This is a genomic window from Pedobacter superstes (genome assembly GCF_037622515.1).
In the GTDB taxonomy this organism is placed as follows: domain Bacteria; phylum Bacteroidota; class Bacteroidia; order Sphingobacteriales; family Sphingobacteriaceae; genus Paradesertivirga; species Paradesertivirga superstes.
In genome coordinates, this window is the sequence record NZ_JBBJCN010000010.1 from 62,133 (window position 1) to 81,608 (window position 19,476).

15 protein-coding genes are annotated in these 19,476 nt (G+C 40.2%); all 15 read left to right on the top strand.

Annotated elements, in window-relative coordinates; translation table 11 throughout:
- Positions 1-172 precede the first annotated feature (172 nt).
- The 15 genes from WG906_RS18420 to WG906_RS18490 all read left to right on the top strand — a co-directional run bounded on the left by WG906_RS18420 (position 173) and on the right by WG906_RS18490 (position 19,329).
- On the top strand, positions 173-2,350 hold the full coding sequence (locus WG906_RS18420; protein WP_339994356.1) for a TonB-dependent receptor: 2,178 nt from the start codon (positions 173-175) through the stop codon (positions 2,348-2,350).
- 116 nt (positions 2,351-2,466) lie between these two features.
- Positions 2,467-2,772 carry a DUF6660 family protein gene (locus WG906_RS18425; protein WP_339994357.1) on the top strand — a complete coding sequence of 102 codons (306 nt, stop codon included), beginning with the start codon at positions 2,467-2,469 and terminating at the stop codon, positions 2,770-2,772.
- Positions 2,773-2,841: 69 nt separating this feature from the next.
- A complete protein-coding gene (locus tag WG906_RS18430) occupies positions 2,842-7,170 on the top strand; it encodes a CusA/CzcA family heavy metal efflux RND transporter (RefSeq protein ID WP_339994358.1) in 4,329 nt (1,442 codons plus the stop codon).
- Positions 7,171-7,180: 10 nt separating this feature from the next.
- Positions 7,181-8,461 (top strand): efflux RND transporter periplasmic adaptor subunit, encoded by a 1,281-nt coding sequence (locus WG906_RS18435; RefSeq protein ID WP_339994359.1) that lies wholly within the window; start codon positions 7,181-7,183, stop codon positions 8,459-8,461.
- Between the two features lie 11 nt (positions 8,462-8,472).
- Complete coding sequence (locus tag WG906_RS18440; protein ID WP_339994360.1) at positions 8,473-8,886, top strand: Fur family transcriptional regulator; 414 nt, start codon at positions 8,473-8,475, stop codon at positions 8,884-8,886.
- A 238-nt stretch (positions 8,887-9,124) separates the two neighbouring features.
- A complete protein-coding gene (locus WG906_RS18445) occupies positions 9,125-11,077 on the top strand; it encodes a heavy metal translocating P-type ATPase (protein WP_431844495.1) in 1,953 nt (650 codons plus the stop codon).
- A 63-nt stretch (positions 11,078-11,140) separates the two neighbouring features.
- Positions 11,141-11,827 (top strand): DUF305 domain-containing protein, encoded by a 687-nt coding sequence (locus tag WG906_RS18450; RefSeq protein ID WP_339994362.1) that lies wholly within the window; start codon positions 11,141-11,143, stop codon positions 11,825-11,827.
- Positions 11,828-12,029: 202 nt separating this feature from the next.
- A complete protein-coding gene (locus WG906_RS18455) occupies positions 12,030-12,515 on the top strand; it encodes a thioredoxin family protein (RefSeq protein ID WP_339994363.1) in 486 nt (161 codons plus the stop codon).
- A 96-nt stretch (positions 12,516-12,611) separates the two neighbouring features.
- Positions 12,612-13,040 (top strand): HYC_CC_PP family protein, encoded by a 429-nt coding sequence (locus WG906_RS18460; protein WP_339994364.1) that lies wholly within the window; start codon positions 12,612-12,614, stop codon positions 13,038-13,040.
- Positions 13,041-13,200: 160 nt separating this feature from the next.
- On the top strand, positions 13,201-13,866 hold the full coding sequence (locus WG906_RS18465; RefSeq protein ID WP_339994365.1) for a DUF305 domain-containing protein: 666 nt from the start codon (positions 13,201-13,203) through the stop codon (positions 13,864-13,866).
- 84 nt (positions 13,867-13,950) lie between these two features.
- Positions 13,951-14,568 (top strand): DUF305 domain-containing protein, encoded by a 618-nt coding sequence (locus WG906_RS18470; RefSeq protein ID WP_339994366.1) that lies wholly within the window; start codon positions 13,951-13,953, stop codon positions 14,566-14,568.
- A 32-nt stretch (positions 14,569-14,600) separates the two neighbouring features.
- Positions 14,601-14,945, top strand: a complete 345-nt coding sequence (locus WG906_RS18475; RefSeq protein WP_339994367.1) for a four-helix bundle copper-binding protein — start codon at positions 14,601-14,603, stop codon at positions 14,943-14,945.
- A 152-nt stretch (positions 14,946-15,097) separates the two neighbouring features.
- The gene (locus tag WG906_RS18480; RefSeq protein ID WP_339994368.1) at positions 15,098-15,658 is read left to right on the top strand and encodes a DUF3347 domain-containing protein; all 561 of its coding nucleotides are present in this window, start codon (positions 15,098-15,100) and stop codon (positions 15,656-15,658) included.
- Between the two features lie 6 nt (positions 15,659-15,664).
- Entirely contained in the window at positions 15,665-16,129 is a 465-nt protein-coding gene (locus WG906_RS18485) for a heme-binding domain-containing protein (RefSeq protein WP_339994369.1), read from the top strand.
- Between the two features lie 2 nt (positions 16,130-16,131).
- Positions 16,132-19,329 (top strand): heavy metal-binding domain-containing protein, encoded by a 3,198-nt coding sequence (locus tag WG906_RS18490; protein WP_339994371.1) that lies wholly within the window; start codon positions 16,132-16,134, stop codon positions 19,327-19,329.
- Positions 19,330-19,476: the final 147 nt, after the last annotated feature.

A 19,476-nucleotide genomic window follows, 5' to 3' on the forward strand; every position in this document is an offset into this window, starting at 1 on the left:
TTCTCAAACCTCCATCCGATAAGATTATCGGGATATAAGTTCGATTTCCTCCTCCCTGGAAGACCCATTGATGTGAGTTCTTCTATCTGGCAGCCACCCAAACACGGCTGATCTCTCCAACAGTAAACAATCTAATTATTCATCCTCGTGAGAGGTAATTACTCATAATTCAATGAAAATATTTTATATACTTTTTGTTGCAATGGCCTTTTCATTCGGAGCCCTTGCTCAAAACAAATTCGCACTCATTTTAAAAGATTCCGAAACTTCGGAGCCGCTAATCGGCGGTACTCTTTCTATTACTGATTTGAACAAAGTATCCTCAACCGACGCTAAGGGACAGGCTTTTTTCGCTGATATTCCAAACGGAATACATTATATTGAATATAGTTATATAGGCTATAAAAGGAAATTAGATACACTCACCTTTCCCCTTACTTCTGAAACCCCGATAGTGATTTCGCTTGAAGCTGCCGAAGGGGAGGAGCTTGAAGAAGTTGTTGTTGCTTCCACCAGAAGTAGTCGGACAATTTCTAATATTCCTACTCGTGTCGAAGTAATTGCCGGAGAGGAGCTGGATGAAAAGGGAAATATGAAGCCTGGGGACATTCGTATGGTGCTTAATGAAAGTACCGGAATTCAAACACAGCAAACTTCAGCTACTAGCGCAAACGCATCAATTAGAATACAGGGGCTCGACGGTCGCTATACGCAGATCTTAAAAGATGGCTTTCCTCTGTTCTCTGGGGCAGCCAGCGGGCTTGGATTATTACAAACCCCACCCTTGGATCTGAAACAGGTTGAAGTAGTAAAGGGTTCCGCATCAACCTTGTATGGTGGGGGAGCTATTGCGGGGCTAGTCAACCTAATCAGTAAAACGCCGAAAGAGGAAAGAGAATTGAATATTCATTTAAACGGAACCTCTGCAGGTGGTCTGGACCTCAATGGATTTTACAGCCAGCAGTTTGGAAAAGCCGGAGTAACAGTGTTCGCCTCCAGAAATAGTAATTCTGCTTACGCACCTGGTGTAGTTGAATTCTCAGCGATACCGGAATTTACACGCTACACATTCAACCCTAAGCTGTTTTTGAACTTTAATGAGAAGAGCTCGTTAAACTTTGGGATTAATAGCAGTTTCGAAGACCGAACAGGTGGTGATTTAAAATATATTAAGGGTGATGGCGACGCTACTCATAGTTTTTTCGAGAATAATAATTCAGACAGACTATCTAGCCAATTAAGCCTCAAACATAAAATGGGAGAAAAGGCTGAATTTAACATTAAAAATAGCATCAGCTACTTTAATCGTAAAATCACGGTTCCGGGTTATCTATTTGATGGTAGCCAGTATGGAACCTTTTCAGAAGCCAGTTTTTCAGTAGAAAACGAAAAGACAGAATGGGTTGCCGGGCTGAATCTTTGGACAGACCGATTTAAAGAAAATCAGAAAACATCAGTTTCATTACGCGATTATAATCAAACCACCTTTGGCGCGTTTATCCAAAATAATATTCATGCTGCCAGTTGGCTTGAGTTAGAAGCTGGTTTAAGGGGGGATTACGTTATTGATTATGGGTTCTCTCTATTGCCTCGGATCTCCGCTTTAATCAAAGTAAATGATAAACTCAATTCACGTATTGGAGGTGGGCTAGGCTATAAAACACCAACAATATTTTCGGAGGAGAGTGAGCGTATCCAGTATCAGAATGTTCTTCCTATTTCGTCGCAGACCAATAAACTTGAAAGAAGCTACGGAGTGAATTGGGATGTTAATTATCGTACTTCCTTGCTTGGTGACGAAGTCGGCTTTAGCATCAATCATTTATTCTTTTATACCTATTTAAACAACCCTTTGACAATGGAACAGGAAAATTCAAGTTCTTTCCGTTTTGTTAACTTACCAGGGTATATGGATAGCAAAGGGATGGAAACTAATGTCAAGTTCACTTATGATGATTTTAAGTTATTCGTGGGCTACAGTTTAACCGATGCAAAGATTTATTCAAACGGCACGGTTAGAACAAATCCATTGACTGCTAAACATCGGTTAAATAATGTGTTGATGTATGAGGTAGAGGAAAAGTGGAAGCTCGGGGCGGAAGCCTATTATTATAGCAGACAGCAGTTGAATGACGGCTTAACTGGGAAACCTTATTGGATCTTTGGGTTTATGGCAGAAAAACTTTGGGAGCGATTTTCTCTATATGTCAATTTTGAGAACTTTACGGACACTCGCCAAACTCGGTTTGATAGCATCAATTCTGGAAGTGTATCGAACCCGGTTTTTCGTGATATTTATGCGCCTCTAGATGGTTTCGTTATAAATGGAGGTTTAAAATTGAGGTTATAATTATAAACTAAGCTGCATAATTGCGGCTTAGCTTATTTTGAATAAGTTATAAAACGGGTACTATAAAGAAAAATTTAAAACATTTAAGTTTAAAATGGTATTGTATATTTGCTAAAATGAAGATTTTTACCATCTTATTGTCAATGTATGTTATGCTGTTAACCGGCGTATCATGCGATGATGCATTTGAGTTTTCAGATACCCAAACAACGACACTTCAATCACACGATAGCGCTACGTCTGATTGCCTGGTTGATTTATGCTCTCCATTTTGCTCATGTACTTGCTGCGTCGGATTCAATAAACCCAAAGGCGTTATTACAACAACAGTTCTTCCTGAGATCATTTTAGCTGAAATCCTCTATACAGAGAAAGCTTATAGTTCCGAAAGTTACCCTCTTTTTCAACCTCCACGAGCTTAAAGTATTACTAGCGCTAGCTATGTCATGATGTGAAATCACATCAATGTTTTACTTTATTCTTAAAATTTCATGTTAGATAAAATTATTTTCTTTTCCATAAAGAATAAGATAGTTATTGGTATCGGTGTATTGATCCTAATCATTTGGGGCGTCTACTCGGCATTGAGATTGCCTATCGATGCCGTACCGGATATCACCAATAACCAGGTTCAGGTGATCACAACTGCGCCAACTTTGGCAACGCAGGAAGTGGAGCAATTCATCACTTACCCCATAGAACAAAGCCTTGCAAATATTCCCGGACTGGTAGAGATGCGCTCCATTTCACGGTTTGGTTTATCCGTCATCACCGTTGTTTTTGAGGATGATGTTGACGTTTATTTTGCCAGGCAATTAATCAATGAAAAACTTAAAGAGGCCGAAGAGCAAATCCCTGAAGGCATGGGTGAACCTGAACTGGCTCCGGTTAGCTCTGGGTTGGGCGAGGTTTACCAGTACATGCTGCACCCCAAAAAAGGGAGTGAGCACAAATATTCAGCAATGGACCTCCGCACCATGCAGGACTGGATTGTTGCACGTCAACTCTACGGCATCGAAGGAGTTGCTGAGATCAATTCCTTTGGTGGTGTTTTAAAACAGTATGAAGTAGCTGTTAATCCTAATCAATTGAAATCTCTCAATGTGAGCATAGCCGAAATCTATGAAGCACTTGAAAAAAACAATCAGAATACAGGAGGCGCATACATCGATAAAAAGCCAAATGCTTACTTTATTCGAGGAATAGGCCTGATTACATCTCTGGAAGATATTGGAAGGATAGTAATTAAAGAAGTCAATGGCATTCCAGTTCTGATTGCTGATGTTGCAAAAGTTCAGTTTGGAGGGGCTATTCGATATGGTGCAATGACCCATGATGGCTACGATGAAGTAGTGGGCGGAATTGTGATGATGTTGAAGGGCTCAAACAGTGCTGATGTAGTTAAGAGGGTAAAGGAAAAAATGGAGACCGTCAAAAAGAGTCTCCCTGCTGACATTGAAATAAAGGCTTATTTAGATCGGACGTCCTTAGTAAATCGTGCAATTTCAACAGTAGAGACCAACCTTATTGAAGGTGCCTTAATCGTGATTTTTGTCCTGGTTCTTTTCCTCGGGAATCTTCGAGCTGGATTGATAGTTGCCTCAGCAATCCCCTTATCGATGTTGTTTGCTTTGGGGATGATGAATGTGTTTGGCGTATCAGCTAATCTAATGAGCCTTGGTGCAATTGATTTCGGGTTGATTGTCGACGGAGCGGTTATCATCGTTGAGGCCACGATGCACCATCTGGCTCTCAGAACTGTTCATACTAAACTAACTCAAAAAGAAATGGATGAAGAGGTATTTATATCAGCTTCTAAAATCCGTCAGAGTGCAGCGTTTGGGGAAATTATTATTCTGATAGTTTATCTCCCGATATTAACTCTGGTGGGCGTTGAAGGAAAAATGTTTGGCCCGATGGCGCAAACCGTGGGCTTTGCAATTTTAGGAGCTTTGATCTTGTCTCTTACCTACATACCCATGGTGTCGGCTCTATTTTTACCTAAAAAGATCTCTCATAAAAGAAATATATCAGATAAGATGATGGAATTCTTTCAACGGGTCTATACGCCACTATTACGTAGATCAATCAAACTAAAAAACGTGGTTGTAGCAGCTTCATTGGCGCTTTTAGCAATTAGTGTATTTATATTTTCAAAGATGGGTGCTGAATTTCTACCGCAATTGCAGGAAGGTGATTACGCATTCCATTGTATTTTACCACAGGGGTCTTCATTGTCTCAAAGCATCGAAACTTCAATGCATGCTTCCCGAATTCTCAAAACCTTTCCTGAAGTGAAAGAAGTGGTTGGAAAAACAGGAAGCGCAGAAGTTCCTACCGACCCAATGCCACCTGAAGCAAGTGATTTAATTATTGTGCTGAAGGATAAAAGCGAATGGACGACAACTGATGACTACAATGAATTGGCAAGACTAATGGAAGAAAAGTTAGAGGCTATTCCAGGAGTGTTTTTTGAAGCCAATCAACCCATTCAAATGCGATTCAATGAGTTAATGACAGGTATCAGACAGGACGTAGCAGTAAAGATTTTTGGCGAGAATATAGATACACTTGCCGCATTAGCTCCGAGAGTGGGACAAATCATTCAATCGGTTGAGGGTGTAAGTACACCGCAAATAGAACAAACGGCTGGTCTCCCTCAGATTACCATCCAATATGACAGAGGACGAATAGCCAGTTATGGCCTGAATATCGAAGATGTAAACACGATGGTAAGCACTGCTTTTGCCGGAGGAACGGCTGGTGTAGTTTTCGAGAACGAAAAGAAGTTTGATTTAGTCGTCCGTTTAGATTCGACAAACCGTAATTCAATTGAAGATGTAGCCACGCTTAGTATTCCAACGAAAGGGGGATTTCAAATTCCACTAAGCCAGGTAGCCACGGTGTCTTTTAAAGAAGGCCCCGCACAGATTAGCCGTGAAGACGCAAAGCGACGGGTAGTCATCGGCTTCAATGTAGAAGGTCGGGATGTTCAGTCAGTGGTAAGAGATATTCAGGCGAAGCTTTCTAACAGTTCGGTATTGCCAACAGGATATTACTTTACTTATGGTGGAACCTTTGAAAACCTGGAGAAAGCTACTGCTCGTTTACAAATTGTAGTACCAGCCGCATTGCTGCTGATTTTTGTACTGCTTTATTTCACTTTCGGCTCCTTGAAAGAGGCACTTTTAATTTTTACTACTATTCCAATGTCAGCTATAGGCGGAGTTTTCGCTTTACTGTTACGGGGAATGCCATTTAGCATCTCAGCAGGGGTAGGATTCATCGCACTATTTGGTGTAGCTGTTCTTAATGGGATAGTGCTTATTGGTACTTTTAACCAATTACAAAAGGATGGTGTTCAGAATATATACCGGCGAGTCATCGAGGGAACCAGGATACGTTTGCGACCCGTCTTGATGACGGCTACCGTGGCTTCACTTGGATTTTTACCAATGGCACTCTCAAGCGGAGCCGGAGCAGAAGTTCAGAAACCTTTGGCAACGGTAGTAATTGGTGGATTAATTACGGCAACCATTCTGACTCTAATTGTTCTTCCTTTATTTTACCTCATTTTTATTAATAGTAAAATGCGACTAGGATTTCCATTCAGGAGAGTAGCGGGTATCATTGCCTTAATTGGTCTATCCCAACTGGCAACCGCTCAAACTCAGCCTCAATCAGTCAGAGCGCCTTTTTCAGAGGTATTTAATACAGCTTTAGAAAATAATTTATTGCTAAAAGCATCTCAACTTCAGATAGAACAAAGTTCAGCGTTAAGCGGAACATGGCTTAACTTGCCCAGAACGGGCTTTTTTGTCGAAAACGAAGATCTAAATCCGTCAGACAAGAACGGCCTTCTTAAAATTGGATTATCACAGGGCGTAGAGTGGCCGGGCTTGTATAAAGCCAGACGTGAGCTTTTACAGCAGCAGTTTCAGTCCACCAATTTAGCGATGCAGGTTCAAAGACTGGACGTTAGGCGGAACTTATTGAGTGCCTATTATACATTGTGGTATCTGGAAAGTAAAAGGGCTATATGGCACCGCTTAGACAGCATGTATCGCTCAGTTGCCAAAGCAGCGGCATTGCGAGTGAAAATGGGTGAAAGTGCGGGTTTAGATAGTATTTCAGCGGTTGCCCGGTCAAGGGAAGCTTCTATTCAATTAAATTCTATTACCAGAGATATCCATGCACAACAGGAAGTTTTAAAGCGCTGGACGAATTCAAACATAAACTACCTTCCTGAGCTTATGCGCTTGCAGAAGGTTGAAGTCGATTTCCAAGTCGACTCCTTGTTATCTCATCCCGAAATCAATTTGCAAAGGCAGCGAAGCACTATTGCGGAAGCAGAACTAAGCGTTCAGAGACAGTCGAATAAGCCCAGCCTGGATGGTAGATTCTTTTCGCAACGGTTGTACGGTATTCCAAACCCTTACTCGGGCTTTTCAGTATCTCTGGGACTCCCTCTTTTTGGCAGAGGAACGTATCGCAATTCTATCAGAGCAGCCGAACTTGAGAGAGATTATCAGCAAACGTTGGTAAATGCTCAGATCGTGACTTTACAATCAACCTATAGCCAATTATTTCAGGATTTTAAGAAGAATGAAGAATCATTGAAGTATTATGAAACAGGTGGGCTGAGTCAGTCAGAAGCCATCATACGAGCTTCAAACCTAGCCTACCGCGGAGGTGAAATAAGCTTTTCAGAACTTAGCCAGTACATCAGTCAGGCTCTTGACATTCAGAAGAATTATATTGAAACGGTGAATCAATATAATCAATCTGCTATTCAACTTAATTATTTTCTAAACAGATAAGAATCTTAAAATGAAACGATCCATTATATTTTTAACACTTCTTGCATTTCTTGCAGCATGTAAGAGCGGGGAAAGCGAGGCTGGTAAGGAGGCTGAAACGGCGGAAGCCGGACACGAAGAAGGTGGTCATGAGGAAGGAAACGAAAGCATTGTATCGCTAAGCACAGAGCAAATTACGACAGGTGGGATTAAATTAGGTACAATTGAAAGCAAAAACCTTAGAAGCTCTATCAGGGCAAACGGCACTCTTACTGTTCCAAACCAAAACAAGGCATTTATTACTTCACTAAGCAGTGGAATATTACGTTCCTTAACAATTCAACCTGGAAGTTATGTGAGAAAGGGTCAGGTTGTAGCTACCATTATAAATCCGGATGCAGCACAGACACAGCAAGAACTACAGGATGTAAACACTCAAATTAAGCTAGGGGAAACTGAACTGAACAGACAGCGAGTATTGGTTGCTGGTGATGCAGCACCTTTAAAAAATGTGCAGAGAGCGCAGTCAGAACTTACCTCATTGAGAAGTCGAAGAAACGCTTTGCAAAAGCAACTTAGTGCTATGGGAATATCCCCTGGTTCTGTAAGCAGGGGAAGAATCAGTACTACGATAAGTATTACTGCTCCAATTAGCGGGACAGTCAGTAACGTAACGGCACAGATAGGTTCACCTATTGACCAGAGTACCCCTGTTGCAGAAATAGTAAACAACTCACAATTGCATCTTGATCTCTTTGTTTATGAAAAGGATCTTCCTAGTCTGCACCAGAATCAAACCATCCATTTCACCCTAACTAACAATCCTGGAAAGGAATACGATGCTAAGATTTATTCGATTGGAACCGCATTTGCAAATGAATCAAAGACTATTCCGGTACATTCTATCGTATTAGGTAATCATTCTGAATTAATTGAGGGAATGAGTATAACAGCTTTAATCAGTATCGGCCAAAGAATGACTACGGCAGTACCTACTGATGCAATCGTATCTGATGAAGGCAAGGACTACATTTTTGTTCAGACTACAGCGCCTAAAGAAAGCCATGAAGCGGAAGAAAAAGGCTCCCATGCAAAGAAGGACGAACATGCCGAAGGAGAAGAGCATGAAGAAGACCACGCTAAGGAATCAAATCTGTATTTCGAAAAAGTACAAGTTGTTAAAGGTGTTTCTGATGTAGGATATACCGAAATCACGGTAATGAAGAGCACACCTCCAAATTCAGGGGTAATAACAAAGGGTGCATTCTTTGTTCTGGCAAAAATGTCCGGAGGTGGAGGACACGCCCATTAAGCCGACATACGATGAATACAAGCATTGAAGAAAAGCTCAAAGAAAAGAATATCAATCCAACAGCAATGCGGATGCTGGTACTTGACTTTATGGTAAAGCAGCAAGGTGCATTAAGTTTAACCGATATAGAAAAAGGGTTAGCTCCGGCTGACCGGATCACTATATACCGCTCTTTGAAGAACTTTGAAGAACATGGTTTGGTCCATTCAATAGATGATGGAACGGGTGCGCCTAAGTATGCTTTGTGTGTTGATGATTGTAATACGGTCAGCCATCACGATTTGCACGTCCATTTTCATTGCAATACTTGCCAGGAAACATTCTGCTTACCTAATACAACTTTGCCGGTTATTACATTGCCAGAAGGATTTCATTCCGGTGAAATGAATTTGGTAGTTAAAGGAACTTGCGATAAATGCAAGTGAACTATGCAATTCCATTGCATTGACTGGGAAGGTACATTTGTATTGTAATTAAAATAAAGAAATCATGAAAAGACTCAATTGCTGGAAATGTGTACTGCTGTTATCACCTTTACTGTATAAATTAATATCTGAGTTAAGTTTCAATTTCGGGGGATACTCTTAAAAAATAAATATGAGCGACGATTGCTGTGTAAATAATAGCGGAAAGCCGACAAAGACGGCCTTGCCACAAAAGGACATGAATAAAAGTGAACCTGTTACTCATGCTGAAGACGATGGCCATGACCACGAGGAAAACGGAGATGAACATAACCATGGTGAAGAATTGTCGAATAAACCCTGGTGGTTAAAACGTTGGTCTCTCTTAATGGCTTTACTTATTCTGATAACACTTTTAGTATTAGAATACGCTTTTGATATCAAGCTTCAAAATCCGTGGTCATTAATAGTTAATGGAATTGCTTATCTATTGGCGGGCTGGAATGTTTTGGCTTTGGCCTTTCGTAAAGCAAGTCGCGGTGACTTTTTTAACGAATTTGTCCTGATGAGTGTCGCTACCCTGGGAGCCTTTTTAATTGGTGAATACTCTGAAGGTGTTGCTGTGATGGTTTTCTATTCTATTGGAGAATGGTTTCAGGATTCGGCGGTTCGTAGGGCCAAAGCCAGTATTAAAGCTTTGCTAGATATTCGACCCGATTCTGTTACAGTTATCAGGGATGGAAAGAGTTCTGTTATTAGTCCCTCTGAAATCAAAATAGGCGAAACAATACAAATAAAATCAGGCGAAAAAGTGGCATTAGACGGGGAACTGATTTCTGAAAATGCATCGTTTAACACTGCTGCTCTCACCGGAGAAAGCAAGCCTGATACTAAGCGAAAGGGGGAGCAAATCCTTGCAGGGATGATTAACCTGAATACTGTCTCAGAAGTAAAAGTTTCTGCTTTATTTAAAGATAGTAAGTTGAGTAAGATTCTTGAAATGGTTCAGGATGCTACAGCAAGGAAATCTCAAACCCAGTTATTTATTTCTCGTTTTGCTAAGGTTTATACGCCGATTGTTTTCTTTTTGGCTCTTGCAGTTGTCGTGGTCCCTTACTTCGTAGTGGATAATTATGACTTTAATGATTGGCTCTATCGGGGTTTAGTCTTTCTGGTTATCAGTTGTCCTTGCGCCCTTGTTGTATCAATACCATTGGGATATTTCGGGGGTATTGGTTTAGCTTCTAAAAATGGCATCCTGTTTAAAGGGGGAAATTTTCTGGACGTAATGACGAAAATCAACACCGTTATTATGGACAAAACAGGCACACTTACCAAAGGAGTTTTTAAAGTGCAAAAGGTGGTGGTGCAGGGTATCGAAGAAAAAGAGCTAGTGCGTCTTACAGCTGTGCTCGAGAAGAGCTCAACACATCCTGTAGGAAAAGCAGTAGTTGAGTATGCTGCGGATTCTGTCGGAACAACCTCAGCGACAAACGTAGAAGAAATATCAGGTCATGGCTTGAAGGGAACTGTTGACGGAAATGAAATCCTTGCCGGTAATGTCAAGCTGATGAAGAAATTCAACATACCGTTTCCTTCCGAAATCGAACAGGTAGTTGATACAATCGTAGTTATTGCAATTAATTCTCAGTATGCTGGCTATATCACTATAGCCGACGAAATAAAAGAAGATGCGGCGGAAACTATCAAACAAATGCATGCCTTGAATCTTAAAACAGTGATGCTATCTGGCGATAAGCAATCTGTGGTGGATAATGTTGCCAAACAAATCGGGATTGATGATGCCTTTGGTGATTTATTACCGGAAGGAAAAGTTGAGAAAGTGCAAGGGTACAAAGACCAGGGATTCCGAATTGCTTTCATCGGCGATGGTGTTAACGATGCCCCGGTAGTGGCCTTGGCTGATGCCGGAATCGCCATGGGAGGTTTAGGAAGCGATGCAACCATTGAAACCGCAGATGTGGTTATTCAAAACGACCAGCCTTCTAAAGTTGTATCAGCCATTAAAATTGGAAAGATCACCAAAAATATTGTTTGGCAGAATATAATTCTTGCCATGGTGGTTAAGATAATTGTCTTAGCGTTGGGAGCAGGTGGGGTTGCAAGTTTGTGGGAGGCGGTAATTGCGGACGTTGGCGTTGCTTTACTAGCAATCTTGAATGCTGTGAGAATCCAAAAAATGAAAGTTTAATTATTTAGTATTCTGACGATAGTAAATGAAATTAAGTTAGATTGTAATGGAATATTTAAAATTATGAAGAAAGGAACATTTCTTATTGGTGTGTTTGTACTAACATTAAGCTTCTCCGCGTGCCAAAATAGGAGTTCGGAAATGAAAGTAACAGATTCCCTGATGGATAGCGGTATCACAAAAGTTGATACTTCTTCTATGTTGGCGAACATCGATACCAATTCAATGGTGTCAGATATGGGTAGGACAATGGAAAAGATGATTGAAAAGATTCATCAGTTCAAAATGACTGGCAATATTGAATTCGACCTTGCTTCATTAATGAAATTTCATCATCAGGCTGCAATTGATATGTCAAAGCTTGAACTTGAATTAGGTACAGAGCCGAGACAAAAGCAAATAGCTAAAAATATAATAGGCAAGCAAACCAAGGAAATCCAATTGCTCGATGATTTATTAAAGAATACACCCAAAACAAAGAATTATGAACCATCTGACAAGAAAACTGGTTTAGGTCGGGATATCAATAAAAATATGGCGCAGATGATGAATATGGATGATATTTCATCAGGTACTCCAGATCATGAGTTTACCAACAGGATGATAAAACATCATAAAGATGGTATCGACATGGGTAAAATTATCCTGAAGTATTCACAATTAGAGAAGTTCAAAGCTATGACCAAAACCATGATAGCTGATCAAACTAATGAAATAACCGAACTTGAAAAAACAATTGAACATCATTAGTAGATTTATCACTTTCAAATACTTCAAGAAGGTTAGGGGAGATACTAGAAAATGTCTGCTTAGGAGAGCCTATTTAACATAAGGTTTATTATAAGACAAAAATTTTATCAATGATTTTGAATGAAACTTAAAAAAAGTTAGACCACTCTAAAATATTATGTAGGTTTGTCTAATTATGACAAGTGTGAGTATTCGTTAAGCCATGCCTTTCTCTAATATTATAAAAGTAGTTATTTTTTGTATTGTAGTTTGCCACAGCTCTACAGTTGTTGGGCAAGTTAAAACAGTCGAATTCGAGCAATTAGGTAAACTTCAAGTAATCGAAAAAAAACCGGTATTAGTTTTTATTCAGACAGACTGGTGCAAATACTGCAACCAGATGAAGCAATCGTTAAAGAAAGACCAATTAAGTACTGAAATACTTAACCAAAAATTCTACGTAGTCTATTTTAATGCAGAGGAACGTAGAACGATTTCTTTTGCCGGACGTGAGTTTAGATTCAAGCCTACGGGTGCCACTACCGGCGTTCATGAACTAGCTGAAGCCTTAGGCACAATTGATGGTAGCTTGTCATATCCTACCCTTTGCTTTCTTAATGAAAATAATGAGATTCTTTACCAATATGGGGCATACATGGACTCGAAGTCATTCCCTAAAACTCTACAAATAATTTTGCGGAAAAATTGAGAATAGGTATCATTGAATACTTTCGATCTTTTGATGCAGCTTTAATCAATTTCATATAAGTTAAACAAAACTTCAATCCCAACTGTCTTAACCTGTATGAAAAAGGCAGCAGTATGTATGGCAGCATTTTATCTGTTATTAATAACAGGTATGTATGCATGTATCGTAAGCTGCGGTTCTGGGCATATCAAAGAGTTTCTAAGCTCCAATGTTTTTAAGGCGAAACATAATGAGACTGACATAAAAGCGAATTGTATAGGTGAAAGCGAAAAACACTGCGATGGAGAGGAAGGTTGTCCATGTTGTGAAAAGCATGGAAACTATACTGTAAAGGAAAACATTAAGCCAGATAGTAGCTTGGAACTTCTTAAAATTCCCGCACTAGCGGAGTCTTATGGGCATTCCATCTCGCACACTCTCTTTTCTATTGAACCAACCTCTAATGCCTGGCCAAATAGCCATGCACCTCCACCACCTGGTATTTCTCCCCCGATATATATAAAAATACAATCTCTCCTCATTTGATTCTTAATGCTACCTGAAAGGTTTACCATTCATTTTTATGGTCATGCCTTTATTTTTATTAGGTAGTGTCTACACCCCTCGCATTCTTATTCATTACATGACCAAGCATTTTTGATGCCTGCTATATGTCTATTTATTTAATTCAATTAACGCTTATAATATGAAAACTTCAAAATTACTAATCGGAACATTTGCCCTTGCATTAAGCATTTCGGCATGTCAGAACAAATCAACCACTTCAGAAACTGGAGATTCTACAATGGATATGAGCTCAGATAGCAGCCATAACATGGGATCTACCGAATCAAAATCCTCTATAATGGGTGGGATGGATAAAATGATGACAGATATGCATCAAATGGAAATGACCGGAAATGTGGATGTCGATTTTGCGATGATGATGAAGGGACACCATCAGGGGGCGGTTGATATGGCGCAAGCCCAATTAAGCTCTGGCTCCGATGCCAAGTTAAAAGAAATGGCACAAAAGATAGTTGATGCCCAGCAGTCAGAAATAGCTGAACTCGATAAATTCCTGGAGGCGAACAAGTCAGCCGCCAAAAACTATGATCCGATGGATAAAGAAAAAGGGTTTGGAAAGATTATGGACAAAAATATGAGCATGATGATGGATATGCCGAAAACCGAAGGCGACTCGCCTGATAAGCAGTTTGTCCAAATGATGATTCCACACCATCAAAGCGCTGTTTATATGGCCGAAGGTTTTTTGCAATCGGGTAAAGATCCAATGTTGATTTCCATGGCTAAAAAAATGATTGCCGATCAAAATAAAGAGATTGAGGAGTTTAAAAAATGGACTGAATAACTCAGCAATAACCCACTTAACTTCTAGAGCTGAATAATCATTGGGTATGACCATACAATAAATAGTACATCAAAATGAAAATCTATGAAAACTACAATTAAAACTCTTGCAATGGCTGGATTACTCCTGTTCACACAGGCCTGTAGCAAAGATGACGATGACATGATCAAGATTCAGGAGCATGACCAGAATAAAATGATGGGAATTATGCATACAATGGAAGAAAAGATGATGGCCATGCAAATGAGCATGGACCCTGACGACGACTTTGCTATGATGATGAAAATGCACCATCAGGCGGCTATAGATATGGCAAATGCAGAATTGCAGGAAGGCGATGATCCTAAAATGAAAGAAATGGCACAAAAGATTATCGCAGCCCAGCAAGCTGAAATAGCACAGCTTGATGCGTTTCTCGCGGTGCATAATCCTCATATGATGTCCATGGATTTTCATGATCAAATGATGAAAGAAATGGAGAAGGGCGAAAAGCAAGCTGATTTGCAAATTATTAACGGTGATGTTGATCATGACTTCGCAACCTTAATGATAATTCACCATCACGGAGCTATTGAAAATTCAAGATTGGAATTAATATACGGGCACGATGCTTCTATGAAAACGTTAGCTAACAAGATGATCAAGGATCAACTGGAGGAAATTAAGCAATTTCAGGATTGGCTTCTTACAGACGGCAAGTAGTCAATTTCTTTATCCATTTAAATAAGTAAATTATGTCACATCAACAATTTAAAGACTGTATTGATGCTTGTGTAGCATGTGCAGTTGCTTGTAGCCATTGTGCTACCGAATGTCTAAAAGAAGAAGATGTTAAAATGATGGCCGGTTGTATCCAGCTCGACCTTGAATGTGCTGCTATTTGCCGTTCGGCTGCAGAAGTAATGAGCTTGGGTAGCGAGTATGCTCATCATTTGTGCAGAATATGTGCTGATGTATGTAATGCCTGTGCAGAAGAGTGCGAAAAGCACGTATCTATGGGCATGGAACATTGCAGAGAGTGCGCTGAAGCCTGTCGCGCTTGCGCCCAGGCTTGTGAGCAAATGGCTACAGCTGTCTAAAGATAAACCAGCCTTGTCTATAGCGGGGTTGGTTCTTTTATAATGATATACATTGTGCAATCAATTGTAGAATAAAAATTGGAGACAAGGTATATTATCTTTGTGTGAAAAAATTATAATTTATAAATATCAATTAACCTTAAATTAATTACATGAAAACTCTTATTCTAGGTATAATAACCGCTTCCATAGCTTTAGCTTCATGCAACTCGGATGGTAATAAACAACAAGCTACGGATACTACAGCAAATTCAGAAAATACCCAAGCTGCGACTAGTACGAACACCATCCAGGGAATACTGGATTCTTATTTTCAGTTAAAAAACGCATTAACTCAAGACGATGATAAAGCCGCTGCCGCAGCAGGAAAGGAAGTGGTAACAGCTTTGGATGGTTTTGATAAAACAGCACTTAATGAAACACAGGCAAAGGAATTTACTGAGATATACGATGACGCTAAAGAACATGCCGAGCATATTGGAGCAAATGCAGGCAACATTAAACATCAAAGAGAGCACTTTGAAACGCTGAGTCAGGATGTTTATGATTTAGCAAAATCTGTTGGTGGAGGCCAGAAACTTTACGTTGATCATTGCCCGATGTACAATAATAACAAAGGAGCTAACTGGATAAGCGAAACCAAAGAGATAAAGAATCCTTATTTGGGAAAAGCAATGCTAGAGTGTGGGGTAGTTAAGGAAGAGCTTAATTAATCTTAAATGCGCCTTAGAACTAAAGTACTGCTGATATTATTGGCAGTATTTACTTTAATGCAATTTTTTCAACCAAATAGGAATTCCGGCAAAACAGCTTCGGCAAATGATATAACGAAAGTTTATCCTGTTCCCGATAACGTACAAGCAATCCTGAAAAAGGCTTGCTACGATTGCCACAGCAATTCTACCCGTTACCCCTGGTATACGTATATACAACCTTTTGGGTGGATGATGAATTCACACATTAAAGAAGGAAAGGCTGAACTTAATTTTAATGAGTTTGGATCTTATTCAGCAAGAAGACAAAGGAGTAAAATCAAAGCTATAGCGGGAAGCATTAAAGACGGATCGATGCCTTTAGATTCTTACACGTTAATTCATCGGGATGCCAAACTTAATAACACAGAGAAGAACCTTATACTAAATTGGCTGAGGCGAATTGAAGAAGAATCTTCACAACAACAATAGATATGAAACTCATTTTAGCTTATATATTTTTTCTCGGTTTTTTAAGTGTTGCTCAAGGGCAATCTCATGAGGGCCATGAAAATAACATGCTGCTGGCTCAGTCGCAAACCTATGTCTGTCCCATGCACCCGGAAGTAATCAGCAATAAACCCGGAAAATGCCCGAAATGCGGGATGGCATTAGTCATAAAGAAAGGGAAAAGCTCAACCACTCCTAAACCTGCGCCTCAAAAAAGAGCAACTCCTAAAACATCGAAGCCAGCACCCAAAGCCACGCCGGTAAAAAAATCAACATCTGCTATAAAAAAGCCCGCAGCAAAGCCGGTTGGGAGTAAGCCTTCTCAATCTATCATTTACACCTGCGAAATGCACCCCGAAATTCGGTCAGCTAAACCAGGTAACTGTCCTAAATGCGGGATGAAATTGATTAAAGAGTTGCCCAAAACCGGTACGGCAGTAAATCAAAAAAATACGCAAATGCCACAAAAAGAGAGTGCCCCAAAAAAAGGCATGAGTGGCATGGACATGGGTGGAAAGAAAATACCATCCAACGCGGCTGATGCTAAAACCTTCTACACCTGTGTAATGCACCCGGAAATTCATTCTGACAAACCCGGTAATTGCCCCAAATGCGGTATGAGACTGGTTAAAGAACAGCCAAAAGCGGGATTAGTGGTAAGCAACGATGACATGCAAATGCCAGCCAATGCTAAAACAATTTACACTTGCGTAATGCATCCGGAAGTTCAGTCTGACAAACCGGGAAATTGCCCCAAATGCGGCATGAGACTGGTTAAGGAAAAACCAAAGGCTGGATCGGCAGTAAATCATGATGGCATGCAAATGCCCATGAAAGACGGTATGAGTGGGATGAATATGGAAAGCGGTTCGGGTTTGGAAATGAGTGATTTTGCGAAAGCGAAAAAAAATCTCGGCCCTATCAAAACGATAAAAAGCAAAATACCACCTCGTACTGTTCGGTACGATCTGTACATAGCCGATACCACTGTAACTTTTGGCGGAAAACCTAAACGAGCCATTGCGGTAAACGGACAAATTCCTATGCCTACGCTCACCTTCACCGAAGGAGATACAGCTGAAATATATGTCCATAATAAATTGAAAGAAGAAACCTCACTGCACTGGCACGGGCTGTTTTTGCCTAACAAGATGGATGGGGTGCCTTTTCTTACACAAATGCCAATCAAACCTGGCTCCACATATCTCTATAAATTCCCGATAATTCAGCATGGCACACATTGGTATCATAGCCATTCGGGTTTACAGGAGCAAATCGGCATGTATGGATTATTTATCATGAACAAAAGAGTAGAATGGGATATTCCAACTATTCCCGTAATAATAAGTGAATGGCTCAACATGAAACCCGATGAAGCTCACCGCAGCTTACATGCTGCTACCGATTGGTTTGCAGTGCGAAAAGGTGCTGAGCAAACCTATTTAGAGGCAATAAAGTTGGGTTGGTTTAAAACAAAAGTGAAGAATGAATGGAAGCGAATGAATGCAATGGATTTAACCGATATCTATTATGATAATTTTCTAATTAACGGTAAAAATCAGAGTCAATATCCACAATTTAAAGCAGGTGATAAAGTAAGGTTGCGGATAGCAAACGGTGGGGCGTCTGATTATTTCTGGCTTAGCTACTCTGGTGGAAAAATTACAGTAGTAGCTACCGATGGCAACGATGTAGAACCGGTAGAAGTTGACAGGTTGATTGTAGCTGTATCTGAAACCTATGATGTAGTTGTAACTATTCCTGAAAACAAGAGTTATGAATTTTTGGCAACACCGGAAGATCGTACAAAATTTACCTCATTGTGGCTCGGAAGCGGCCCGAAAGTACCCGCTGTAAGATGGAAGCGACCTAAATATTTTGCCGGCATGAAGATGATGAACGACATGATGGATATGAATGGCAACCTGATTGAGATGGAAGGAATGCAGATGAAAAACCAGATCATGGATATGAACACAGTAATGTATCCGGAGATTACAGGTGAGGAAATCCGCAGTGCAAAAAAGGTGCAAAGTTTAGAGAAGAGAAGAGCCGGTAAGAAACAAACTTCGCCATCTACAGAAAAAGGAGGAGCTGAAGTAAATACACAGATGGATCATAGTGGTTCCGATATGGCAGGTATGAATATGGGTGAAAATAACTCCGATATGGTCTCGCTTAATTACGAGATGTTGCGGGCACCCGAAAAAACTACTTTACCCAAGGGGCCGTGGAGAGAAATAAAATTTGACCTAACGGGTAATATGAACCGTTATGTTTGGAGCCTTGATAACAGAGTAGTTTCAGAAAGCGATAAAATATTAATCAGGAAAGGCGAGAATATTAGAATTATCCTCTTCAATAACAGTATGATGCGTCATCCCATGCACTTGCATGGTCACGATTTCAGGTTGTTGAATGGACAAGGTGAAAACGCCATTCTGAAAAATATTATCGACATCATGCCCATGGAAAGAGATACCCTGGAATTTAATGCAAACGAACGTGGTGGCGATTGGTTCTTTCATTGCCATATTCTCTACCACATGATGAGCGGCATGGGCAGAGTTTTCGCTTATGACAACCCACTGGTTGACAAAACGGACATCACCAATCCCAAAGTAGCTAAACGGGGCTTAAATTCAGAGGACCGAAAATTTCATGCAATGGGAGCAGTCGGTTTAGAAAGCAATGGCAGTGACGGTGAATTTATGCTGGCGAGTACTCGTTTTAAGCTATCTACAGAATGGCGACTTGGTTTAAAAGCAATGCACGGTAACGAGAGCGAGACCAATTTTGGAAGGTATTTAGGAAGGAACCAGTGGCTGTTCCCATTTATTGGGTTTGATTATCATTATAACAGAATGAGCAATGAGAGTGAAAAAAACTTATTTGGGCAACTTAGTAATCAAGCCAACAGAAAAGCTTTTGTAGCAGGTATTCAGTACACCCTCCCCCTGTTATTTATTGCAGAACAGAGAATTGATAGTAAAGGTAAACTTCGTTTTCAATTAATGCGGGAGGACATCCCGGTGGCGCCAAGATTGCGGTTCAATATAATGGGAAATACGGATAAAGAATACATGACCGGTTTGCGGTATATCGTCACTAAATATTTTTCATTATCTACCCATTATGATAGCGATATGGGATTGGGTGCGGGTCTTACTGTAACATATTAAAAAAGCGAATTATAAACAGGTGGCTCAGGACATCAACACTAGTAATCCGGAGGATGGTTCAGACTATTCTCCGGATTGATTTAGGCTTGAGGAAGATCTCCGTTAAACATGAATGGATTTAGTATCATAACCATAGCAGGTGTTAAC